Source organism: Cystobacter fuscus, assembly GCF_044360685.1.
In the GTDB taxonomy this organism is placed as follows: domain Bacteria; phylum Myxococcota; class Myxococcia; order Myxococcales; family Myxococcaceae; genus Cystobacter; species Cystobacter fuscus_C.
This window is the reverse complement of record NZ_CP043491.1, coordinates 3,051,294-3,072,268: the sequence shown is the minus strand read 5'-3', so window position 1 is coordinate 3,072,268 and position 20,975 is coordinate 3,051,294. Positions and strand designations below refer to the sequence as shown.

At 67.8% G+C, this 20,975-nt stretch carries 16 protein-coding genes; 11 read left to right on the top strand and 5 right to left on the bottom strand.

What is annotated here, in order from left to right:
- Window positions 1-182 precede the first annotated feature (182 nt).
- Window positions 183-635 (bottom strand): hypothetical protein, encoded by a 453-nt coding sequence (locus F0U63_RS12680; RefSeq protein ID WP_395846149.1) that lies wholly within the window; start codon window positions 633-635, stop codon window positions 183-185.
- A 198-nt stretch (window positions 636-833) separates the two neighbouring features.
- Entirely contained in the window at window positions 834-1,748 is a 915-nt protein-coding gene (mak, locus tag F0U63_RS12675; protein ID WP_395846148.1) for a fructokinase, read from the bottom strand.
- Window positions 1,749-1,982: 234 nt separating this feature from the next.
- On the opposite strand from mak, the gene F0U63_RS12670 reads away from it, so the two are divergent.
- The 4 genes from F0U63_RS12670 (at window position 1,983) to F0U63_RS12655 (ending at window position 6,964) form a co-directional block, all read left to right on the top strand.
- The gene (locus tag F0U63_RS12670) at window positions 1,983-2,921 is read left to right on the top strand and encodes an efflux RND transporter periplasmic adaptor subunit (protein ID WP_395846147.1); all 939 of its coding nucleotides are present in this window, start codon (window positions 1,983-1,985) and stop codon (window positions 2,919-2,921) included.
- A 2-nt stretch (window positions 2,922-2,923) separates the two neighbouring features.
- Complete coding sequence (locus F0U63_RS12665; protein WP_395846146.1) at window positions 2,924-3,871, top strand: efflux RND transporter periplasmic adaptor subunit; 948 nt, start codon at window positions 2,924-2,926, stop codon at window positions 3,869-3,871.
- Window positions 3,861-6,089: a peptidase domain-containing ABC transporter gene (locus tag F0U63_RS12660; RefSeq protein WP_395846145.1), complete on the top strand. Its 2,229-nt coding sequence runs from the start codon at window positions 3,861-3,863 to the stop codon at window positions 6,087-6,089. The genes F0U63_RS12665 and F0U63_RS12660 overlap by 11 nt, the downstream gene beginning before the upstream one ends.
- Window positions 6,090-6,202: 113 nt before the next feature.
- Window positions 6,203-6,964: an SDR family oxidoreductase gene (locus tag F0U63_RS12655; protein WP_395846144.1), complete on the top strand. Its 762-nt coding sequence runs from the start codon at window positions 6,203-6,205 to the stop codon at window positions 6,962-6,964.
- Window positions 6,965-7,014: 50 nt separating this feature from the next.
- On the opposite strand, the gene F0U63_RS12650 is transcribed toward F0U63_RS12655, so the two are convergent.
- Window positions 7,015-7,233, bottom strand: a complete 219-nt coding sequence (locus tag F0U63_RS12650; protein ID WP_395846143.1) for a hypothetical protein — start codon at window positions 7,231-7,233, stop codon at window positions 7,015-7,017.
- 287 nt (window positions 7,234-7,520) lie between these two features.
- Between F0U63_RS12650 and F0U63_RS12645 the strand changes: the two genes are divergently transcribed.
- Genes F0U63_RS12645 through F0U63_RS12635 form a run of 3 tightly spaced genes read left to right on the top strand, consistent with a single transcriptional unit; the run spans window position 7,521 to window position 12,700 of the window.
- Window positions 7,521-9,836, top strand: a complete 2,316-nt coding sequence (locus F0U63_RS12645; RefSeq protein WP_395846142.1) for a family 2 encapsulin nanocompartment cargo protein terpene cyclase — start codon at window positions 7,521-7,523, stop codon at window positions 9,834-9,836.
- A gap of 3 nt (window positions 9,837-9,839) precedes the next feature.
- Window positions 9,840-11,249: a family 2B encapsulin nanocompartment shell protein gene (locus F0U63_RS12640; protein ID WP_395846141.1), complete on the top strand. Its 1,410-nt coding sequence runs from the start codon at window positions 9,840-9,842 to the stop codon at window positions 11,247-11,249.
- A 41-nt stretch (window positions 11,250-11,290) separates the two neighbouring features.
- Entirely contained in the window at window positions 11,291-12,700 is a 1,410-nt protein-coding gene (locus F0U63_RS12635; RefSeq protein ID WP_395846140.1) for a family 2B encapsulin nanocompartment shell protein, read from the top strand.
- A gap of 64 nt (window positions 12,701-12,764) precedes the next feature.
- Here F0U63_RS12635 and F0U63_RS12630 read toward each other — a convergent pair whose 3' ends face one another.
- A complete protein-coding gene (locus F0U63_RS12630) occupies window positions 12,765-13,313 on the bottom strand; it encodes a TetR/AcrR family transcriptional regulator (RefSeq protein WP_395846139.1) in 549 nt (182 codons plus the stop codon).
- Between the two features lie 251 nt (window positions 13,314-13,564).
- Between F0U63_RS12630 and F0U63_RS12625 the strand changes: the two genes are divergently transcribed.
- The 3 genes from F0U63_RS12625 to F0U63_RS12615 all read left to right on the top strand — a co-directional run bounded on the left by F0U63_RS12625 (window position 13,565) and on the right by F0U63_RS12615 (window position 18,012).
- On the top strand, window positions 13,565-14,875 hold the full coding sequence (locus F0U63_RS12625) for a glycosyltransferase (RefSeq protein WP_395846138.1): 1,311 nt from the start codon (window positions 13,565-13,567) through the stop codon (window positions 14,873-14,875).
- A gap of 24 nt (window positions 14,876-14,899) precedes the next feature.
- Window positions 14,900-16,639, top strand: coding sequence for an MDR family MFS transporter (locus F0U63_RS12620; protein WP_395846137.1), 1,740 nt, complete (start codon window positions 14,900-14,902; stop codon window positions 16,637-16,639).
- A 71-nt stretch (window positions 16,640-16,710) separates the two neighbouring features.
- Entirely contained in the window at window positions 16,711-18,012 is a 1,302-nt protein-coding gene (locus F0U63_RS12615; protein WP_395846136.1) for a UDP-glucose dehydrogenase family protein, read from the top strand.
- Between the two features lie 12 nt (window positions 18,013-18,024).
- Here the strand turns inward: F0U63_RS12615 and F0U63_RS12610 are convergent, their stop codons facing one another.
- Window positions 18,025-19,032, bottom strand: a complete 1,008-nt coding sequence (locus tag F0U63_RS12610; RefSeq protein WP_395846135.1) for a hypothetical protein — start codon at window positions 19,030-19,032, stop codon at window positions 18,025-18,027.
- Between the two features lie 318 nt (window positions 19,033-19,350).
- On the opposite strand from F0U63_RS12610, the gene F0U63_RS12605 reads away from it, so the two are divergent.
- A complete protein-coding gene (locus F0U63_RS12605) occupies window positions 19,351-20,973 on the top strand; it encodes an ABC-F family ATP-binding cassette domain-containing protein (protein WP_395846134.1) in 1,623 nt (540 codons plus the stop codon).
- Window positions 20,974-20,975 lie beyond the last annotated feature (2 nt).

Genomic DNA, 20,975 nt, shown 5'->3' with positions numbered 1-20,975 from the left:
ACTCCACACCACGGGCAGGCGCAACACGGATTCATCCAAGGCGTCTACTTCTTGGGGGGCGCGTTGTCCCGGCCTCCGCCCGAGGGATAGCCTGTCGTGCTCGGCCAGCCGGCACCGCCCGTGGAGCCGCCACCACTGACAGGTAGGGCCAACCTGACAGCCCCAACCGGGGGATCAGCAGCTCAGAAGTTGCGCACACCTTCCAGCAGGATCTCTCCATACGGACCCTGGTAGGTGACGTAGTAGGACGACGGATAGGACACGGGCTTCGCGACCCATACCGAGAAGCCATTGTTGACGTTCGCGCACGAGCCAGCGTTGACAACATCATAACGAGACACGGACTGACGAACCTCGAGAACAGTCAGCCGGGTACCGACGCCGGGCGGCCCACCATGATAGACGGCGACCTGCGTCGAAGGCACACCGTAGTCGGCCAGGCCCGGACGAACACATGCCCATCCATGAAAGCCCAGCGTCGTCGTTGGCCCGAAGATGGGACCCGGATACGTGTGAACATCAATGGAGTCGACCCACCCACGCTGGGCTGCATTCGGATCCCAGGCAAACGACTGCTGGGAGCCGAGGAGAACGACCGCGCCAACACTGCCCGCGAGAAAACCCTTGAGAGTCATGCGCCACCATTTCCTTTATTCGACACACACGAGGAGTCACATCGACAGCACTCGCAGCATGCATGACCTTCTGGCGCGCCGTCTACCCTCCATTTGCTTTTGAATGGTCTGTCGGGTGCGGCCCCTGTTTCCACGTGTGCATACCAGGCAAGCGCTTATGCGAGTGTTTGAGTCCTCTTCCATCAGCCGGGGCGAGGCCTACGCGCCAACCGCCTCCCCGGGCCGCCACAGCCAGGCCGCTCCGCGCACGCCGCTCGAATCGCCGTGCAGCGCGGGGCGCAGGGGTGTGTCGACCTCTCCACCAAAAACCCAGCGCGGCAACTGCTCCGGCACCAACCGGTACAGGGCCGCGACATTGGACATGCCCCCGCCGAGCACGATGACGTCCGGGTCCAGGATGTCGATGACGTGGGCGAGGCCGCGCGCCAGCCGGTCCGCGTAGCGCTCGAGCGTGGTGAGCGCGACGGGCTCACCGGCCTCGGCGCGCGCGGCGATGTCCGGCCCCCGGAGGCGCGTTCCCGTGAGCCGCTCGAAGTCATTCTCGAAGCCCGTGCCGGACACCCACGTCTCGAGGCAGCCCCGCTTGCCGCAATAGCACTCCGGGCCGGGCGTCTCCTCCGGCGTCGCCCAGGGCAGCGGGTTGTGGCCCCACTCGCCCCCCACGCCGTTGCGGCCCTCGTGAGGGCGCCCTCCGAGCGCCACGCCCGCCCCCGTCCCCGTGCCCAGGATGGCGGCGAATACCACCGCCTGGCCAGAGGCGGCCCCGTCGCTCGCCTCGGACACCGCCAGACAGTTGGCGTCGTTGGCCAGCCGGACGGGACGGCCCAGCACCCGGACGAGGTCCTGGTCCAGGGGGCGCCCGTTCAGCCACACCGAGTTGGCGTTCTTCACCCGCCCCGTGCGCGAGGAGAGGGTGCCCGGAATGCCCACGCCCACGCTGCCGCGCTGGCCCGTCTGCTGCTCCAGGCGCGCGCACAGCCCGGCGATGGTCTGGAGAATCCCCTCGTAATCGTCACGCGGCGTGGGCACGCGGAGGCGCCCCAGCTCGCGCCCATCGTCGGCGAGGGCGAGGGCCTCGATCTTCGTTCCGCCGAGGTCGATGCCAATGCGCACGTCCTGTCTCCCGGAGCAGGTGGAAGCCACGACTTCGAGGCGGCTCTCTTATCACCCACGGAGGAGCGCGGGAGGGTGAGGGAGGGCTCCTTTCTGGCGCGTGACGAGCAGGCCCGCTCGTCAGCCCTCGAGGGATTCACGCCGGAAATCGTCACAACGCCTCCGGGCCGCCTCTTTCCGGAAGGAACCTGTCACGGGAGGCACGGAATGCGTCGTTGGGTGTGGAGGGTGGCCGTGAGCTCGGGACTGGTTTGCCTGGGGAGCGTGGGGGCCGTGGCGCCCGCCCTCGCGAGTCCCAGCACGAGAGGGAACGGCCCGCCGCCCGCCCGGGTGGTGGACGGTGGAGCCGCTTCCCGCTCGGGCCCCCAGGAGCCCTGCCTGGGCGTCGTCATTCCCAAGGACTCCGTGGACGTGAGCTCCCGCTTCGACTCGCGGCTGGAGCGGGTGGACGTCGAGGTCGGCCAGTCCGTCCGGGAGGGACAGGTGCTCGCCCGGCTCGACATGCGCTCACTCCAGCAGGAGCTGGCCGCCGCCCAGGCCACCCTCCAGGGTTCGCGTGCCGAGGAACACGCCGCCGCGCTCGCCCTCTCCGCGGCACGTGCCAGGAAGGAGCGCTACTTCACTCCGCGCTCGCTGCAACTGGGCGTCTACTCGCGGGAGGAGCTGGACAAGGTGAGCTACGAGGAGAGCACCGCCGCCGCCAGCTTGCAGGCGGCCCGGGCCCAGACGCTCCAGCGCCAGGCCCAGGTGACCGAGCTGAAACAGCACCTCGATGACGCCACGCTCGTGGCGCCCTTCGCTGGCGTGGTGGCGGCCCGGCTCGTCGGCCCTGGCACGCGCCTGGCCGCGGGGCAGCCCGTGCTGCGGTTGCTCGGCACGGGTGAGTGGAAGGTGCGCTTCGCCGTGGCCGAGGAGCAGGCGGGCGGGTTCCAGCCGGGCACCCCCGTGGAGCTGAAGGTGCTCCAACGGGACCTCTCCCTCCAGGGTGTCGTGGAGAACATCGCCCCCGAGGTGGATGCCGCGGCCCGCCTGGTCTTCGCCACCGCCACCTTCAGCCAGCCACCGCCCCGCGAGGTCTCCACGGGCATGGTCGTCCATGTCCAACCGAGCCCCCAGTCACGGCCCGGAGAGAAGAACACGGAGGGCTTCGTGCCAACGGGAGCCACACCCTAGCCATGCAAGCCACCCGGCCCACTCGCATCTTCCGTGAAGAAGCCCTGCGCCATCACGAGGGGACGCAGGAAGCGGGAGACCTCCTGCGCATCTCCCCCAGATGGACCCGATGGACGTACTGGGTGCTGGTCGCCCTGGTCGCCGCCGCGGCCCTCTACTCGCTGCTCGGCACCCTCCCCGAGTACGCCTCCGGCCCCGCCATGGTGAAGGTCGAGGGCCGGAGCGAACTCACCGTCGAGGCGCCGGGCATCGTCGCCTCGGTGGACGTACAGCCCGGACAACGGGTGGAGGCGGGCCAACCCCTGGTGAGCTTCCTCTCACGGGAGGAGACGGCCACGCTGGAGCGCATCCAGCGTGAGTTCGAATTGCAGCTCGTCCGGGTGCTCCAGAACCCCGCGGACGAGGCCGCGCGTCAGACGCTCACCTCGCTGCGCGCCGAGCGCGAGCTGGCACGAGCGCGTCAGCAGGCCCGCACGCTGCGAGCGCCCCAGGCCGGTATCGTGAGCAACCTGAAGGTCCGCGAGGGCCAGTATGTCAACCCGGGACAGAGCGTCGTCTCCGTCATGGGTGACGAGGTCCGCGTGACGATGGTGGCGCTGCTGCCCGGTGGCTACCGGCCGAGGCTCGAGCCGGGCAAGCCGCTGCGCGTGGAGCTCAACGGCTTCAGCCACGAGTACCAGACGTTCACCATCCAGTCCGTGGGAGACCAGATCGTCGGCCCCAACGAGGTGCGCCGCTACCTGGGCGCGGACAGCGGGGATGCCCTGTCCCTCACGGGCCCCCTGGTGGTGGTGCGGGCACAGGCTCCGGCGTCCACGTTCCGCATCAAGGGAAGAACCTTCAACTACTTCGACGGGATGCTGGCCCAGGCCGATGCCCGGGTGAACACCGAACGCATCCTCGTCACGCTGATTCCAGGTCTGAAGGGAGCACTGGGACATGAGGACTGAAGCCGCCCGGCATCCGGGTCTCACCGAGCGCTTTCCCGCGTTCCGCAACCTCCACGTGAAGGGCCGCGAGCGCCGCATCCCGCTCGTGCGCCAGCTCTCGGAGACCGAGTGTGGCATCGCCTCGCTCGCCATGGTGCTTGGCTACCACGGCAAGCCCGTGCGCCTGGAGGAGGTCCGGCAGGCGATGGGCGCGGCGCGCGACGGAGTCTCCGCGCTGGACATCGTGCGCACGGCCCAGAGCTTCGGGCTGCGAGGACGTGGCGTCTCCGTGGACGAGGACGCGCTGACGTACCTGCCTCCCGGCACCATCCTCCACTGGCAGTTCTCGCACTTCGTCGTCTTCGAGAAGCTGGGGCGGGACGGCGTCCACCTGCTCGACCCCGGCTACGGCCGGCGCAAGGTGTCCCTGGAGCGCTTCCGCCAGTCCTTCACCGGGGTGGCGCTGCTGTTCGAGCCGGGCGAGCACTTCGAGACGGGCAAGAAGCCGCGTCCCCGCTCCGCCGCGCGCTACGCGCTGCAGGTGCTCCAGCACTCGCACCTCCTCCAGCGCATCATCGTCGTCTCGCTCATCCTGCAGCTCTTCGCGCTGGCGGTGCCGGCGCTGACGGGGCTGATCATCGATCGCGTGGTGCCCCAGGGGGACACCCACCTGCTGCTGGTGGTGGGCCTGGGCTTCCTCGCCCTGGCGGGCTTCCAGCTGCTCACCTCGCTCATCCGCGGCCACCTGCTGCTCGAGCTGCGCACGCGCATGGACTCGAACATGACGCTGGGCTTCATGGAGCACCTGGTGGGTCTGCCCTACGCGTTCTTCCAGGTACGCGCGGCGGGCGATCTGCTGCAGCGGCTCAACAGCAATGCCACGGTGCGGGAGATCCTCTCCTCCAGCACGCTCTCCACCCTCCTGGATGGCGCCCTGGTGATCCTCTACTTCCTGGTGCTGTTCGTGGTGAGCCCGCTCATGGCGTTCATCGTGCTGGGGCTGAGCGGGTTGCAGATCCTCGTCCTCCTGCTGTCCATGCGGCGCCAGCGCGCGTTGATGTCGGAGAGCCTGGAGGTCGAGGCGAAGCACCAGAGCTACGAGGTCGAGATGCTCATCGGCATCCAGACGCTGAAGGCGTTCGGCGTGGAGAACCAGGCGGTGCAGCGCTTCTCGGAGAACTTCGTCAGCGTGCTCAACGTGTCGCTGAAGCAGGGCCAGCTGACGGCCTGGGTGGACGCGCTCACGGGAACGCTGCGGCTGGTGGCGCCGCTGGTGCTGCTCACCGTCGGCTCCCTCCTGGTGCTGGGGGGGAAGATGTCGCTGGGCACCATGATGGGGCTCAACGTGCTCGCCGGGGCACTGCTGGTGCCGCTGGGCAACCTGGTCACCGCGGGCTCGCAACTGCAACTGCTGCGCAGCTACATCGAGCGCATCGACGACGTGCTGGACACGGCACCCGAGCAGGATCCGTCCAAGCCCGGCCGCGAGGTGAAACTCAAGGGGGGCATCGAGCTGGACCGGGTGTCCTTCCGCTACTCGACCATGTCCCCGCTCGTGGTGCAGGACGTGTCGGTGCGCATCGAGCCCGGCCAGTGCGTGGCGATCGTCGGCCGCTCGGGCGCCGGGAAGACGACGCTGGCCAACCTGCTGCTCGGCCTGTATCTGCCCACCTCGGGGCGCATCCTCCTCGATGGGGAGGAGCTGACGGAGTTGGATCTGCACTCGGTGCGCAGCCAGGTGGGCGTGGTGCCCCAGGAGCCGACCTTCTTCGGTTCCACCCTGCGAGCCAACATCGCCATCCGAGACCCGGCCGCCCCGCTGGAGCCCGTCATCGAGGCGGCCCGGCTGGCCCAACTCCACGACGACATCCTGGGCATGCCCATGGGTTATGACACGCCCCTGATGGATCGCGGCGCATCGCTCTCCGGTGGCCAGCGGCAACGGGTGGCACTGGCCCGGGCGCTGATGCGGAGACCGGCGGTCCTCCTGCTGGACGAGGCCACCAGTGCCCTCGACGCCATCACCGAGAGCCGGGTGCAACAGTCCCTCGCCTCGCTCCAGTGCACCCGCGTCATCATCGCCCACCGGCTGAGCACCGTGGTGGATGCGGATCTCATCCTGGTCATGGACGAAGGCCGCCTGGTGGAGGCGGGCGGGCACCAGGAGCTGCTCCTGCGGGGCGGCATCTACGCGGAGCTGGTGCGCGCCCAGATGCGCAACGACAAGCGCGTGGAGTGAACCTACCCGTGAGCGAAGCTGTAAAGATAAAGGGTGAGAATCGAGCTTCGCCGCCGGGCGGCGCGGGATAGAGTGCGCGCGCATTCCGTCATTCAACCCATGGGGAGTCCCGCATGAGTCGTTCACTTTCCGGCCAGGTCGCCCTGGTCACCGGCGCGGCCGCCGGCATCGGCCGCGCCACGGCCCTGGCCTTCGCCCGAGAGGGCCTCAAGGTGGTGGTCTCCGATGTCGACGTGGCCGGCGGTGAGGGCACCGTCGCGCAGATCCGCGCGGCTGGCGGCGAGGCCCGCTTCATCCGCTGCGACGTCACCCGGGAGGCCGAGGTCCGCGCGTTGATCGAGGGAACCCAGGCCGCCTACGGGCGTCTGGACTACGCCTTCAACAACGCCGGCATCGACATCGAGAAGACCAAGCTGGCGGATGCCCAGGAGTCCGAGTTCGACGCCATCATGGGCGTGAACGTCAAGGGCGTCTGGCTGTGTATGAAGTATGAAATTCCCCTGATGCTCGCGCAGGGGGGCGGCGCGATCGTCAATACGGCGTCCATCGCGGGCCTGGGCGCGGCACCGAAGATGGGCATCTACTCCGCGTCCAAGCACGCGGTGATCGGTCTGACCAAATCCGCGGCGGTCGAGTACGCGAAGAAGAACGTGCGCATCAACGCGGTCTGCCCGGCGGTGATCGACACCGACATGTATCGCCGCGCCATCGAGGCCGAGCCGCGCAAGGCCGAGTACGCCAAGGCCGTGCATCCGATTGGCCGGGTGGGCAAGGTGGAGGAGATCGCCGGGGCGGTGCTCTACCTGTGCAGTGACAGCGCGGGCTTCACCACCGGCATCGCCATGCCGGTGGACGGCGGCGCCACGGCCGTCTGAGGCCGCCAGGGAGCCCCTGCCGCCGCGCTCCCTGGCCCCTGCCCTTCCACCTACTCCTGGGAGGGATTGAAACAGGCCCTGATCTGCGTGCAGGACCCCGCGCCCCGGCGCGTGCAGTCCAGGGTACTCGAGCACGGCGAGCAATCCACCGTGCAATACCCCGAGACAAACTCGGAGTCCTGCGACGTCCACGTCGAAGCCAAGGCGCCCACGCCAGTCGCCATCAACAGGGTCACGACGAGGGATGCGCTCTTCACCATCTTCTTCATGCCGCCTCCTGGGGGTTCGCGGGTCTCGAGACCCGGGTGCCATCGTACATGATGGCGGCGGGCTGGTTGCGACAAAGTCCCCAGCCCTGCCCTCGCCCAGCTCCCGGCGAGCCCTGAAGATCCGACACCGGCTGACGTGTCAGTTGACACGCCCGCGAACATGTCAGCCCGGCGCCAGGCTCTCTCCACGAGTCACCTGACACCCACCGGATCAAATCGGAGTTCAAGAATTTGTGGCCTCGTGTCCTCCACCCTACAGTCGTTGTATGTCAAACAGGGGGCAGCACATGGCTGAAACAAACGCGAAACAACCCTTTGAGCTGCCCGCGTTCTATATCCCCTGGCCCGCACGTCTGAATCCCAACCTCGAGGGAGCCCGGACGCATTCCAAGGCCTGGGCACGAGCGATGGGCATCCTGGACCCTCCCAAGGAAGAGGCCAAACCGGAGATCTGGACCGAGGCGAAGTTCGATGCCCATGACTACGCCCTGCTCTGCGCGTATACCCATCCGGAAGCGCCAGGCCCGGAACTCGACCTGGTGACAGACTGGTACGTCTGGGTTTTCTTCTTCGACGATCACTTCCTCGAGGTCTACAAACGCCCCCAGGATCAGGCGGGCGCGAAGAAGTACCTCGACCGGCTGCCCCTGTTCATGCCGGTGGACCTCTCGGCCCCTCCGCCAGAGCCAACCAACGCGGTGGAGCGGGGTCTGTTGGATCTCTGGAACCGGACGGTCCCCACCAAATCACCCGAGTGGCGCAAGCGCTTCTTCGAGAGCACCAAGGCCCTGCTCGAGGAGTCGACGTGGGAGTTGTCCAACATCAGCGAGCACCGCGTCTCCAACCCCATCGAATACATCGAGATGCGCCGCAAGGTGGGAGGCGCGCCCTGGTCGGCGGATCTCGTGGAGCACGCCGTCTTCGTCGAGGTTCCCGCCCGGATCGCGGACACCCGGCCCATGCGTGTGCTCAAGGACACGTTCGCGGATGGCGTGCACCTGCGCAACGATCTCTTCTCCTACGAGCGGGAGATCCTCGAGGAAGGCGAGCTGTCCAATTGCGTCCTGGTGATGGAGCGCTTTCTCGACATCGATACACAGCGCGCCGCCAATCTGACCAATGACATCCTGACGTCCCGGCTCCAGCAGTTCGAGAACACCGCCGTGACGGAGCTGCCCTCCCTGTTCGAGGAGTACGCCCTGACCCCGGACGAGCGGGCCAGCGTGCTCCTCTATATCCGGGGACTTCAGGACTGGCAGTCCGGCGGCCACGAGTGGCACATGCGCTCGAGCCGCTACATGAACCGTGGCGCCGAAGGTTCGGCGGCGGGAGCCTTTCCGCTCGGCCCGAGGGGCCTGGGGACCTCGGCGGCACGGCTGGCGAGGTTGCCCGGCACCCTGGGATTGGGACGGTTCAAGAGCTTCACCCACGTGCCCTACAAGCCCGTGGGTCCGGTGACGCTGCCCTCTTTCTACATGCCGTTCACGACGAGCGTGAACCCCCACCTGGATGCCGCGCGGCGGGACTCCAAGGAATGGGCTCGCCGGATGGGGATGCTGGATTCCCTGCCCGGCCTTCCCGGTGTCTATATCTGGGATGATCACAAGTTCGACGTCGCGGACGTGGCCCTCTGCGGAGCCTTGATCCATCCGGCGGCATCTGGACCCGAGCTCAACCTGACGGCGGGCTGGCTCGTCTGGGGAACCTACGCCGACGACTACTTCCCGGCGCTCTACGGCCACACCCGGGACATGGCGGGCGCGAAGGTCTTCAACGCCCGGTTGAAGGCGTTCATGCCGGACGATCCCTCCACCCTGACCACGGTTCCCACCAACCCGGTGGAGCGAGGTCTGGCCGACCTGTGGGCGCGGACGACCGGCCCCATGACCCCGAACGCGCGGAATCTCTTGCGCCAGGCCCTCCAGGACATGACCGGGAGCTGGCTGTGGGAACTCGCCAACCAGATGCAGAACCGCATCCCGGATCCGGTCGACTACGTGGAGATGCGCCGGAAGACGTTTGGCGCGGATCTCACCATGAACCTCTCCCGGCTGTCCCTGGGCGATGAACTCCCCTCCGAGGTGTTCTACTCCCGGCCGATACGGGGACTCGAGAACTCGGTCGCCGACTACGCCTGCCTGACCAACGACGTCTTCTCCTATCAAAAGGAGCTCGAGTTCGAGGGCGAGCTCAACAACGGCGTGCTCGTCATCCAGCGCTTCCTCGACCTCGACAAGGCGGGAGCCGTCGAGGTCGTCAACAAGCTGATGACGGCCCGGATGCAGCAGTTCGAGCACACCGTCTCCATGGAATTGCCGGCCCTCGCCGACAACTTCGGCCTGGACGCGAGCGCCCGGGAGAAGCTGCGCGGCTACGTCAAGAGAATGCAGCAGTACATGGCCGGCGTGCTCCGTTGGCACCAGGCCGTGGACCGCTACAAGGAATTCGAATTGAAGAACACCCGGAAGCCCGGTCAGCCCTCCCTTCGCCCCACCGGCCTGGGGATGTCCGCCGCGCGCATCGCCTCGCTGTTCAGCGCGGCCCGGTCCAGCTTCGACAAACGTGAAAAAGACGCTGTTCTCCAGCCTGAGAGGAAGAGGTAGGCCATGACGAATCCAGTGAAGCCCGGTGATGAGGAAAAGCAGCAGCTGAGCCTCGCGACGATCGCGGCTCGCCAGCTGACGACGACGACCAAGTCCGTTCCGCAGATGCAGGGGATCTCGTCCCGGTGGCTGCTGAAGCTGCTGCCGTGGGTGCAGGTCTCGGGCGGCACGTTCCGCCTCAACCGCCGCATGAGCTACACCGTGGGCGACGGCCGGGTGACCTTCATCAACACCGGTGCGAAGGTCCAGGTCATTCCCCAGGAGCTCCGTGAGCTGCCGTTGCTGCGCGGCTTCGAGGACAACGAGGTGCTGACCGCCCTGGCCAACCGCTTCGAGCAGAAGGAGTTCAGGCCCGGTGAGGTGATCACCGAGGCCGGCAAGGAAGCCGACTCCATCTGCCTCATCGCCCACGGCAAGGTGAACAAGATCGGCAAGGGCAAGTACGGCGATGACACCGTGCTCGAGACGCTGGCGGATGGCGACCACTACAGCTACGAGGTGCTGCTGGAGTCGCAGGACTACTGGCAGTTCACGACCAGGGCCGTCACCGCCTGCACGGTGTTGATCCTCAAGCAGTCCGACTTCGAGTCGGTGGTCGCCCTGTCTCCGTCGCTCCAGAAGCACATCGAGGGCTTCAAGGCCCTGATGAGGAAGAAGACGGACAAGACGGGCGAGGCCGCCATCGAGCTGGCCGCGGGCCACCACGGCGAGCCGACGCTTCCCGGGACGTTCGTCGACTACGAGACCCATCCTCGTGAGTACGAGCTGAGCGTGGCCCAGACCGTGCTCCAGATCCATACGCGTGTCGCCGATCTGTTCAACGACCCGATGAACCAGACCGAGCAGCAATTGCGTCTGACCGTCGAGGCGCTCAAGGAGCGCAAGGAACACGAACTCCTCAACAACCGGGAGTTCGGACTGCTGCACAACGCGGATCTCAAGCAGCGCATCCACACCCGCAGCGGGCCTCCGACGCCCGACGACATGGACGAGCTGCTGGCGACGGTGTGGAAGGAGCCCTCGTTCTTCCTGGCCCACCCGCGTGCCATCGCCGCGTTCGGGCAGGAGTGCAGCCGCCGGGGCATCTACCCGACCAGCATCGACGTGGGCGGCAACATGGTCCCCGCCTGGCGTGGCATCCCCATGTTCACGAGCAACAAGATCCCCATCAGCGAGACGCGGACCAGCTCCATCCTCCTGATGCGCGCGGGTGAGAAGAACCAGGGCGTCATCGGCCTGCATCAGGCGGGCATCCCGGACGAGATCGAGCCCAGCTTCAATGTCCGGTTCATGGGCATCAACGAGAAGGCGATCATCTCCTACCTCGTCAGCACCTACTTCTCCGCGGCCGTGCTCGTCCCCGACGCGCTGGGCATCCTGGAGAGCGTCGAGATCGGCCGCGCCCACGAGTAGGCGACTCATCCACAGCTCAGACACGATCCAAGGGACACCTCATGGCGAACACGACGAATCCAGCGAGCAGTGGAGACCTGGAGAAGCAGCAGTTGAGTCTGGCGACGGCCGCGGCCCGCCAGTTGACGACGACGACCAAGTCACAGCCACAGATGGAGGAAATCACTCCCCGGTGGCTGCTGCGGATACTGCCCTGGGTCGAGGTGTCCGGCGTGTATCGCGTCAACCGCCGGTTGACCTATACGGCGGGTGACGACCGCCTCGAATTCACCAACATCGGCGCCAAGGTGGAGCTCCATCCCCAGGAGCTGAACAAGCTGCCGCTGCTGCGCGGCTTCGAGGACGTCGACAACCTGGTGCTGAGGGCCCTGGCGAACCAGTTCGTCCAGAAGGAGTTCAAGGCCGGTGAGCTCATCGTCCAGGCGGGCCAGCCCGCCGAGCATGTGATCCTGCTCGCCCATGGCAAGGCCCACAAGCTGGGCGTGGGCAAGTATGGCGATCAGGTCATCCTCGATTCGCTGGCCGACGGCGATCACTTCGGGGATCAGGCCGTGGTGGAGTCGAACGACCGGTGGCCCTTCACGGTCAAGGCGCTCACCCCCTGCATCGTGATGATGCTGCCGCAGCGGCTGTTCGAGGGGGTGATCGCCCAGTCCCCCGCGCTGCACACGCACGTCGAGCGCTACAAGGCGCGCTTGAGGAAGCCCCAGGACAAGCAGGGGCAGGCCGCCATCGAGCTGTCCGCGGGCCACCACGGCGAGCCGACGCTTCCCCAGACGTTCGTCGACTACGAGATCAAGCCCCGCGAGTACGAGCTGAGCGTGGCCCAGACCATCCTCCGGGTGCATACCCGCGTGTCGGATCTGTTCAACGATCCGATGAACCAGGTGGCGGAACAGCTCCGGTTGACCGTCGAGGCCATCCGCGAGCGGCAAGAATACGAGATGATCAACAACCGGGAGTTCGGGCTGCTGCACAACGCCGACCTCAAGCAGCGCATCAATCCGCGCACCGGGCCTCCCACTCCGGACGATCTGGACGAGCTGATCAGCCGGCGCAGGAAGTCTCGCTACCTCCTGGCCCACCCGCGCACCATCGCCGCGTTCAGCCAGGAGTGCAACCGCCGCGGCATCTACCCGACCTGCGTCGAGGTGCAGGGCAGACCGGTCATCGGCTGGCGCGGTGTTCCCCTCCTGCCCTGCGACAAGATTCCCATCACCAAGGAGCGCACCAGCTCCATCATCGTGATGCGCACGGGCGCGGACGATCAAGGCGTCGTCGGCCTGCACGAGACCGGCATCCCGGACGAGATCCAACCTGGCCTCTCGGCCCGGCGCATGGAGGTCAACGACAAGGCGATTACCTCCTACCTCGTCAGCGCCTACTACTCGGTGGCCCCGCTCGTCCCCGACGCGCTCGGAGTCCTCGAGAACGTCCAGCTCGGGCGCTGACCGCTCCCGTCGAGCGGACGCGGGAGCCCTCCCGCGTCCGCCCCCACGTCTCCTGACGCGTCCCTCACTTCCTCCTGTCGGGCGACAGTGCGCCCAGCAGCAGCAGATCGGCCAACTGCACGAGAAAGCCCTCATCGACGTCCTGGCGCTCCATGAAGAGCCGATGCTGGAGCGCCCCCGCGAGGGTCTTGAAGAGCAGCATGCTGTCGAAGCCAGGCGCGAACTCGCCCCGCGCCCTCGCGGCCTCGATGACGGGCAGCGGCAAGGCATTCATCGATTCACGCAGCCCATGGGCGATGTCCGTGAACTCCGGGTTGCGCTCCTCGGCGATGAGGATGCGCCGGAGCGCCTGCCCTTCCGCTGAACCCATGACCATGGCCATGTGGCGCCCGGTCTCGATCAGATCGCCCCGGAGCGAGCCCGTGTTCGGAGGGACGACCCGCTCGGCGGTGACCGACCGGAGCGCCACCGCCACCAGCTCCTGCTTCGTCGGCCAGCGCCGGTAGATGGTGGTCTTGTTGACCCCCGCGCGCGCGGCCACGTCCTCGATCCGCAGCGCCCCGTAGCCAACGGAGGCAAGCTCCTCGAGCGTGGCCTCGAGGATGCCTCGCACCACCGGCTCTCCGCGCACGAGAATCCGCTTTTTGCAAGCTTTTCGTTTTGCTCCCACTTGACCACTCACCCGGCGACCACTGCACCACACCGCTCCACCTCCGGCAACCCTGGTTTCCAAGAGATTGGGACATCGCAACTTCCTGTTGCGATGCGTTGGCGGGGACTCTATATCCATCGCAACTGGAAGTTGCGGTTTATCGCGCGCAACGCGCGATTCCTCCCTCCCCCTGACTCCAAGACGGAACGAGCATGACCTCGACGACTGATGCTTCCCGAAAGCCCGCGACGTTCCTGCTGACGAGCACGACCGCGCCGGGACACTTCCTGCGTGTCCTCGATCTCGCGCAGCAGCTCACCTCCCGGGGCCACCGGGTGCTGTTCAAGGCGAAGGCCAACATGGCGGCCGAGGTGAAGGCCGCTGGCGCGGAACTCCTGCCCTACGAGCACATTATTGATCTCCAGGACTTCGCGACGCTCACCCCCCACGCCAGCCTGCCGGCCTGGATGCCGACGATTCCGTTCGGCTTCGCGCACGTCCGCCGCCTCATCCTGGCGAACAACGTCCAGCTCGCGATGGAGCTCGAGCCCGTCCTGCGGCGGGAGCAGGTGGACTGCGTGGTCTACGACTTCTTCGAGGTCGGCGCGGCCTGGGCCGCGGAGCGCGCCGGCATCCCCTCCGTGAGCGCCGGAAACATGGGCAGCACCGTCAACCGGGACGAGCTGCCGCTGATGTTCACCGTGCAGCCGAAGATGCGGCACGTCAGCCGGATCCCCGCGCTGGCGCACGGGTTGCTCGGCCAGTTGTTCTCCCTGCGTGAGCCCAGGGCGAAGCTCGGACTGCCCCCCTATACCGGCCGGGCAGCGGACATGGTCCAGGGAATGATCTCCCCCCGACTCCACATCGTCATGGGTCCCCAGGGCCTGGCCGGGGACATCCCGCTGAGAGACCGCCAGCTCTTCGCCGGGCCGACGACCTTCAACGTGCCCTCCAAGAACCAACAGCCGCGGGAGGCGGTGCGCATGGAGCCCGGCACGGTGGTCATCAGCACGACGACGACCCCCGGGGACAATGGCCTGTTCCGGCGCGTGCTGGAGGCCGTCGCGCCGATGAACGTCCCCGTGCTCGCCACGTCCGCGGGCGCCCAGGACATCCCCTCCGGACTTGGCTCTCATATCCGCATCGAGCGCTACGTCCCCCACGACGAGGTGTTCCCCCAGGCCCGTGCGCTCGTCACCCACGGCGGTTGGGGCACGGTGGGGCGCGCGCTGACCTACGGGCTGCCCCTGCTGGTCATTCCCCTCTTCGGCGACCAGCTGTTGAACGCGGCGCTGGTGGAGCGCGCGGGGGTCGGGCGCTACCTGCCCCTGGACAAGGCGACGCCCGAGACGATCCGCGCCGAACTCCAGAAGCTCCTGGCGGACGAGGGCATCCGCAACCGCATGAAGAAGATCTCCACGGACATCAAGCAACTCAAGAGCGAGCAGGTCGCCGCCCAGGCGCTCGAGAAGATCGCCTACGAGGGCAAGGTGGACGTCAAGGCCCGCGCCACCGCGGCCTAGCGATTCCCCCGGAGACAAGCACCCATGAGCACCCTGACCGCCGCCCCCCCCGTGACGATGCCCGGCGAGCGCATCGACTACGCGAGCACACTCACCCCCCGCACCAAGGCGCTCGTCCTGGCCGGCGTGATGCTGGCCCTGTTCCTGGCCGCGCTCGATCAAACGATCGTCACCACGGCCCTGCCGCGCATCGTCTCCGAGCTCCAGGGCATGGAGTTCTTCGCGTGGACCTCGACGTCCTACCTGCTCGCCAGCACCACCCTGATACCCATCTACGGCAAGCTCTCGGACAGCCTCGGCCGGAAGACCATCATCCTCGCGGGCATCGCCATCTTCCTCGTGGGCTCGGTGTTGTGCGGCCTGGCGGGCTCCATGCTCGAGCTGGTGGTGTACCGGGGCATCCAGGGCATGGGGGCGGCGGCCATCACCTCCACCGCCTTCGCCGTCCCGGCGGACCTGTTCGTTCCCTCCGAACGGGCCCGTTACCAGGGCATCTTCGGCACGGTGTTCGCCGTGTCCAGCATCGTCGGCCCGCTGCTCGGGGGCACGCTCACGGACACGGTGGGCTGGCGCTGGGTGTTCTTCATCAACCTGCCGCTGGGTGCCATCGCGGTCGCGTTCATCTGGCTCAAGATGCCGCGCCTGCACAGTGGCGTGGCCAGCAAGGTGGATTGGCTCGGCGCCCTGCTGCTCATCGTCGCGACGGTGCCCTTCCTGCTCACGCTCCGGGGAGATCGGCCGCTCGCGGCGTGGCTGTCGCCCGGGGTGCTCGGGATGCTCGCCCTGTCGCTCGTGGGGCTCGTGCTGTTCATCGTCGTGGAGCGGCGTACCCCGCATGCCATCATCCCGTTCACGCTGTTCCACAACCGCGTGTTCTCGATGGTGAGCCTGGCGTCGGTGTGCAACGGCGCGGCGTTCTTCTCCGCCCTGCTCTTCCTGTCGATCCTCGCCGTCAATGGACTGGGGGCCACGGCGAGGGAGGCGGGCATCGCGATGATGCCACTCACCGCCGCCGTGGTGCCGACGTCGATCGTGACGGCGCGCTGGGTGAGCCGCACGGGACGCTACAAGGTGGTCATCGTGAGCGGCTTCGTGTTGATGTGCCTGAGCCTGTTCCTGCTCAGCCGGCTCACGGCGGAGAGCACCCTCTGGGACATTGGCGTGTGCACCTTCATCTTCGGCTGCGGCATGGGCCCCCTGCAGCCGATGCTCACCCTGTCCGTCCAGAACGCCGTGGAGCTCCACCAGGTGGGCACCGCCACGGCCGGGCGGCAGTTCTTCCAGCAGCTCGGGCAGGCCCTGGGCAGCGCCGTCTTCGGCCTCATCCTCACCGCCTCGGTGACGCATTCGCTCACGGACTCGCTCCGGCCCGTGCGTGAGCAGGTCCCCGCGGCCCTGCAGCAGCGGTTCGATGCCTGGTTCGACACGGAGCGCATCCGCAAGGGCGGCGGCACGCAGGAGGACTCCGCCCAGGGCCAGGGCCCGGCGGGTGGAGGCCTCACGGCCGAGGTGCAGGCCCGTTATGACGCCCTCCGGCGCGAGCCTGGCGCCAACCAGGCGGCCCTCGAGCAGGAGGAAGCACGGATGCTCGAGGCCGTCCACGCCGGAGAGCGCGCGGTCCGCGCCTCGTTCGTCCAGGGCGTGACCCACGTCTTCGGCTGGTCGCTGCTCGTGGGCCTGTTCGCGCTGCTGCTCGCCGTGTTCACCCGGGAGATTCCCCTGCGCAAGACGAACCGTCCCGCGACGCCGGTCGCGAGCGAGTAGCGCCTCTTCCGTCTCTTCAACCCCACGCGCGGACGGGAAGCCGCCACGCGCTCAGCAGCAAAGGAAGTCATATGAAACTCGCAGTCATTGGAACGGGTTATGTCGGTCTCGTGGCCGGCGTGGGGTTCGCCGACGTCGGCAATGACGTCGCTTGCGTCGACGTGGACGCGGCCAAGATCGCGCGCCTCGAGCGCGGCGAGGTTCCCATCTACGAGCCGGGGCTCGACACCCTCATCACCACCAACGTCAAGGCCGGGCGCCTGACCTTCTCGACGAACATCGCCGCCGCGATCCGCGCCGCCGAGGTCGTCATCATCGCCGTGGGCACGCCGCCCCAGGCGGATGGCTCCGCCAACCTGTCCGCCGTCTTCGCGGTCGCCGAGACGATCGGCCAGAACATGAACGGCTTCAAGGTGGTGGTCACCAAGAGCACCGTGCCGGTGGGCACCGCCGATCGCATCGAGCAGATCATCGGCCGCTACACGGATCAGCTCTTCGGCGTCGCGTCGAACCCCGAGTTCCTCAAGGAGGGGGCGGCGATCCACGACTTCATGAAGCCCGACCGCGTGGTGCTCGGCTCGAACAGTGCGCGCGCGCTCGAGGTGCTGCGCGAGCTGTACACCCCGCTCGTGCGCTCGAGCGAGGGCATCCACACGATGGACGCGCGCTCGGCCGAGCTGACCAAGTACGCGGCCAATGCCATGCTCGCCACGCGCATCTCGTTCATGAACGACCTGGCCGTGCTCAGCGAGAAGCTGGGCGCGGACATCGAGCAGGTACGCAAGGCGGTGGGCGCGGATCCCCGCGTGGGACCCAAGTTCCTCTACCCGGGCGCGGGCTTCGGTGGCTCGTGCTTCCCCAAGGACATCGCGGCCCTGCAGCAGATCGCCAAGGGCGTGGGGCACGAGCTCGAGGTGGTGCGCGCGGTCGAGTCCGTGAACCACCGGCAGAAGCGGCTGCTGTTCGAGAAGCTCCGCCGCCACCTGGACGGCGCGCTCAAGGGCCGGACGGTGGCGGTGTGGGGGCTCGCCTTCAAGCCCAGGACGGACGACATCCGCGAGTCCCCCGCGCTCGTGCTGATCCACGATCTGCTCGAGGCGGGTGCCCAGGTGCGCGTGCATGATCCGGTGGCCATGGACAACGTGCGCGCACAGCTCGGCGACCGCATCACGTATTGCCAGGACATGTACGAGGCCGCCGAGGGCGCCGACGCCGCCGTGCTCGTCACCGAGTGGCAGGACTACCGGCAGCCGGACTTCGCTCGCCTCAAGGGCCTCATGCGCGCCCCCGTGCTCCTCGATGGCCGCAACATCTGGGAGCCCCAGGAGCCGCGCTCCTTCGGCTTCTGGTACAGCGCCATCGGACGGCCGTAGCCGCGGAACACGTCAGTGCAAGGTCTCCAGGACGCGATCCTGCTCCCGTCGAATCTCCTGGACCTTCTCCACCGTCTCCTTCGCCTCGTTGATGAGCTTCGACGGCGGCGTGAGCTGGGGGGGAAGCCCCGGGAGTTCCTTGGCGAGCTCGGGCGGGAGCGCCTCCTTCGGGGGCGGCGCGGGGGCCTGGGGCTTGGAGGCGGGCTTCACGGTGACCTCGCCCCGCACCCTCGCGGCCCGGGAGCGGTAGCGCTCGGGGATGTCGTCCACCGAGTTCACGACCCGCGTCGTCCCCCGTTCATCCACGTACCGGTACAGACCCTCCTCGGCCACGAAGGCGCGCGCTTCCTCGGCCGGCCGAGGAAACCCGGCGCCGTCGAAGCCCAACCGGAACGTCTTCCCATCCACGGTCTCGAACTCGATCGCCCGCCCGTCGTCGGTGTACTTCGGGGGTGTTCCCGGCAGGCCCACCGTCCCCTTCACCCAGGCGAGGCTGGAGAAGGGCTCGCGCCGGACCTCCGGAGCGCTCACGGCGGTCCCAGCCCGGAGGAACTTCAGCCGCAGCCCCTGCTCATAGAGCGTGACCAGCTCCAGCCCCCGCCAGTCCTGTCCGACGAGCCCGGGCAGGGAGTCGAGCACGATCAGGCGCTGGCCATCCGGGGAGACGAACTTGAGTTGCTCCCGGGTCGCCACGCAGGTGTCCCACTTCCACATCACCTCGGTCCGCTCGAACGGAGTGGACACCGTCGAGCTGGTCGTGCACCGCGAGTCCTTCCCACCGAGAGCCCGCGTCTGCCGCACCTCCGCGCGTCCATCCGCGGAAAGGGCGGTCCACGACAGCTCGGGCTTTTCCTCCGCCAGGCCGGGAGTGTCCTTGCCCTCCGCCGCGGGCAGGGAGCCGGGCGCCGCCTCCGGGCCGCCATCGAGCGACAGCTCGATCACGTCCGCCGGAGCCACGGGCTCGGGCGAGCGCTGACAGCCCACGAAGACCAACACCACCGCCAGACACTTCCCTCGCACACTGCCCCCTTCGAAGACCAGGGAGCGTACCCGAACAGCAGCCTGGGACGGGGAGCAACCCGGCGAATCCAGGCCCGGCTCCCTGGCCGTGCGCGGAGGGAGGAGCCTTGTCCAGGGGGAGTACTTCGCCTTCCCGGGTGTTGAGGGCATCGCACCCGCGTCATCGCGGGCTCCCGTGTGGGGAAATTCCGGGCCCGGTGGCCTGGGCCCCACGGGGAAGGGCCAGACCCCCTGATAACCTCTGGACGAAACCCCTCCGGGTCTGGGAGAGGGGCGGGAGCAGATGAGGAGGGCTTCTTCGCCCCTCCCCGAGGTCTCATGATTCGTCTCGACAACATCGGCAAGCAGCACGGCCAGCAGATCCTCTTCGTGGAGGCCTCCGCTCAGCTCAACAAGGGCGAGAAGGTGGGCCTGGTGGGCCCCAACGGCGCGGGCAAGTCCACCCTCTTCCGCATGGTCGTCCAGCGCGAGCACCCGGACGAGGGCCAGGTGTCCGTCGACCGGGGCGTCACCATCGGCTATTTCGACCAGGACGTGGGCGAGATGTCCGGCCAGAGCGCGGTGGCCGCGGTGATGGACGGCGCCGGGCCGGTGTCGGAGATCGCCACGGAGCTCAAGGCGCTGGAAGCGGCCATGGCGGACCCCGAGCGCATGGACGAGATGGACAAGCTCGTGGAGCGCTTTGGCGTCGTGCAGGGCCGCTACGAGGAGCTGGGCGGCTACGCGCTGGAGGGCAAGGCGCGGGAGATCCTCGCGGGCCTGGGCTTCAGCGAGGAGATGATGGACGGCGACGTGGGCGCGCTGTCGGGCGGTTGGAAGATGCGCGTGGCGCTCGCCCGCATCCTGCTCATGCGTCCGGACGTGATGCTGCTCGACGAGCCGAGCAACCACCTGGACATCGAGTCGCTCATCTGGCTGGAGAGCTTCCTCAAGAACTTCGAGGGCGCCCTGCTGATGACGAGCCACGACCGCGAGTTCATGAACCGCATCGTGACGAAGATCGTCGAGATCGACGGCGGCGAGCTGACCACGTACTCGGGCAACTACGACTTCTACGAGCAGCAGCGCGCGCAGAACGAGAAGCAGCAGCAGGCGCAGTTCGATCGCCAGCAGGCGATGCTCGCCAAGGAGCTGAAGTTCATCGAGCGCTTCAAGGCGCGCGCCTCGCACGCCGCCCAGGTGCAGAGCCGGGTGAAGAAGCTGGAGAAGATCGAGAAGGTGGAGCCGCCCAAGCGCCGCCAGACGCTGCTGTTCGACTTCCAGGCGCCGCCGCGCTCGGGTGACGACGTGGCGAAGCTCGAGCGCGTGGTGAAGGGCTACGGCAAGCGCCGCATCTACAACGGCCTGGACTTCCTCGTGCGCCGCGGCGAGCGCTGGTGCGTCATGGGCGTCAACGGCGCGGGCAAGTCCACCCTGCTCAAGCTCATCGCCGGGGACTCCAAGCCGGACGACGGCGCGGTGACGATCGGCGGCAGCGTGAAGATGGCCTACTTCGCCCAGCACGCCATGGAGATCCTCAAGCCCGAGCTGACCGTGTTCGACTCGCTGGTGGACAGGTTCCCCCGCGCGTCCCAGGGCTCGCTGCGCGCGCTCGCCGGGTGCTTCGGCTTCTCCGGGGAGGAGATCGAGAAGAAGTGCCGCGTGCTGTCCGGTGGAGAGAAGGCCCGGCTGGTGCTGGCGCAGATGCTCTACGATCCGCCCAACTTCCTGGTGCTGGACGAGCCCACCAACCACCTGGACATGGCCACCAAGCAGATGCTGATCACCGCGCTCGCCAACTACGAGGGCACCATGCTCTTCGTGAGCCACGATCGGCACTTCCTCGGGGCGCTGTCCAACCGGGTGCTGGAGCTGACGCCCGAGGGCCCCCACCTGTACGGCGGCGGCTACACCGAGTACGTGGCGCGCACCGGCCACGAGGCCCCCGGCCTGCGCAGCTGAAG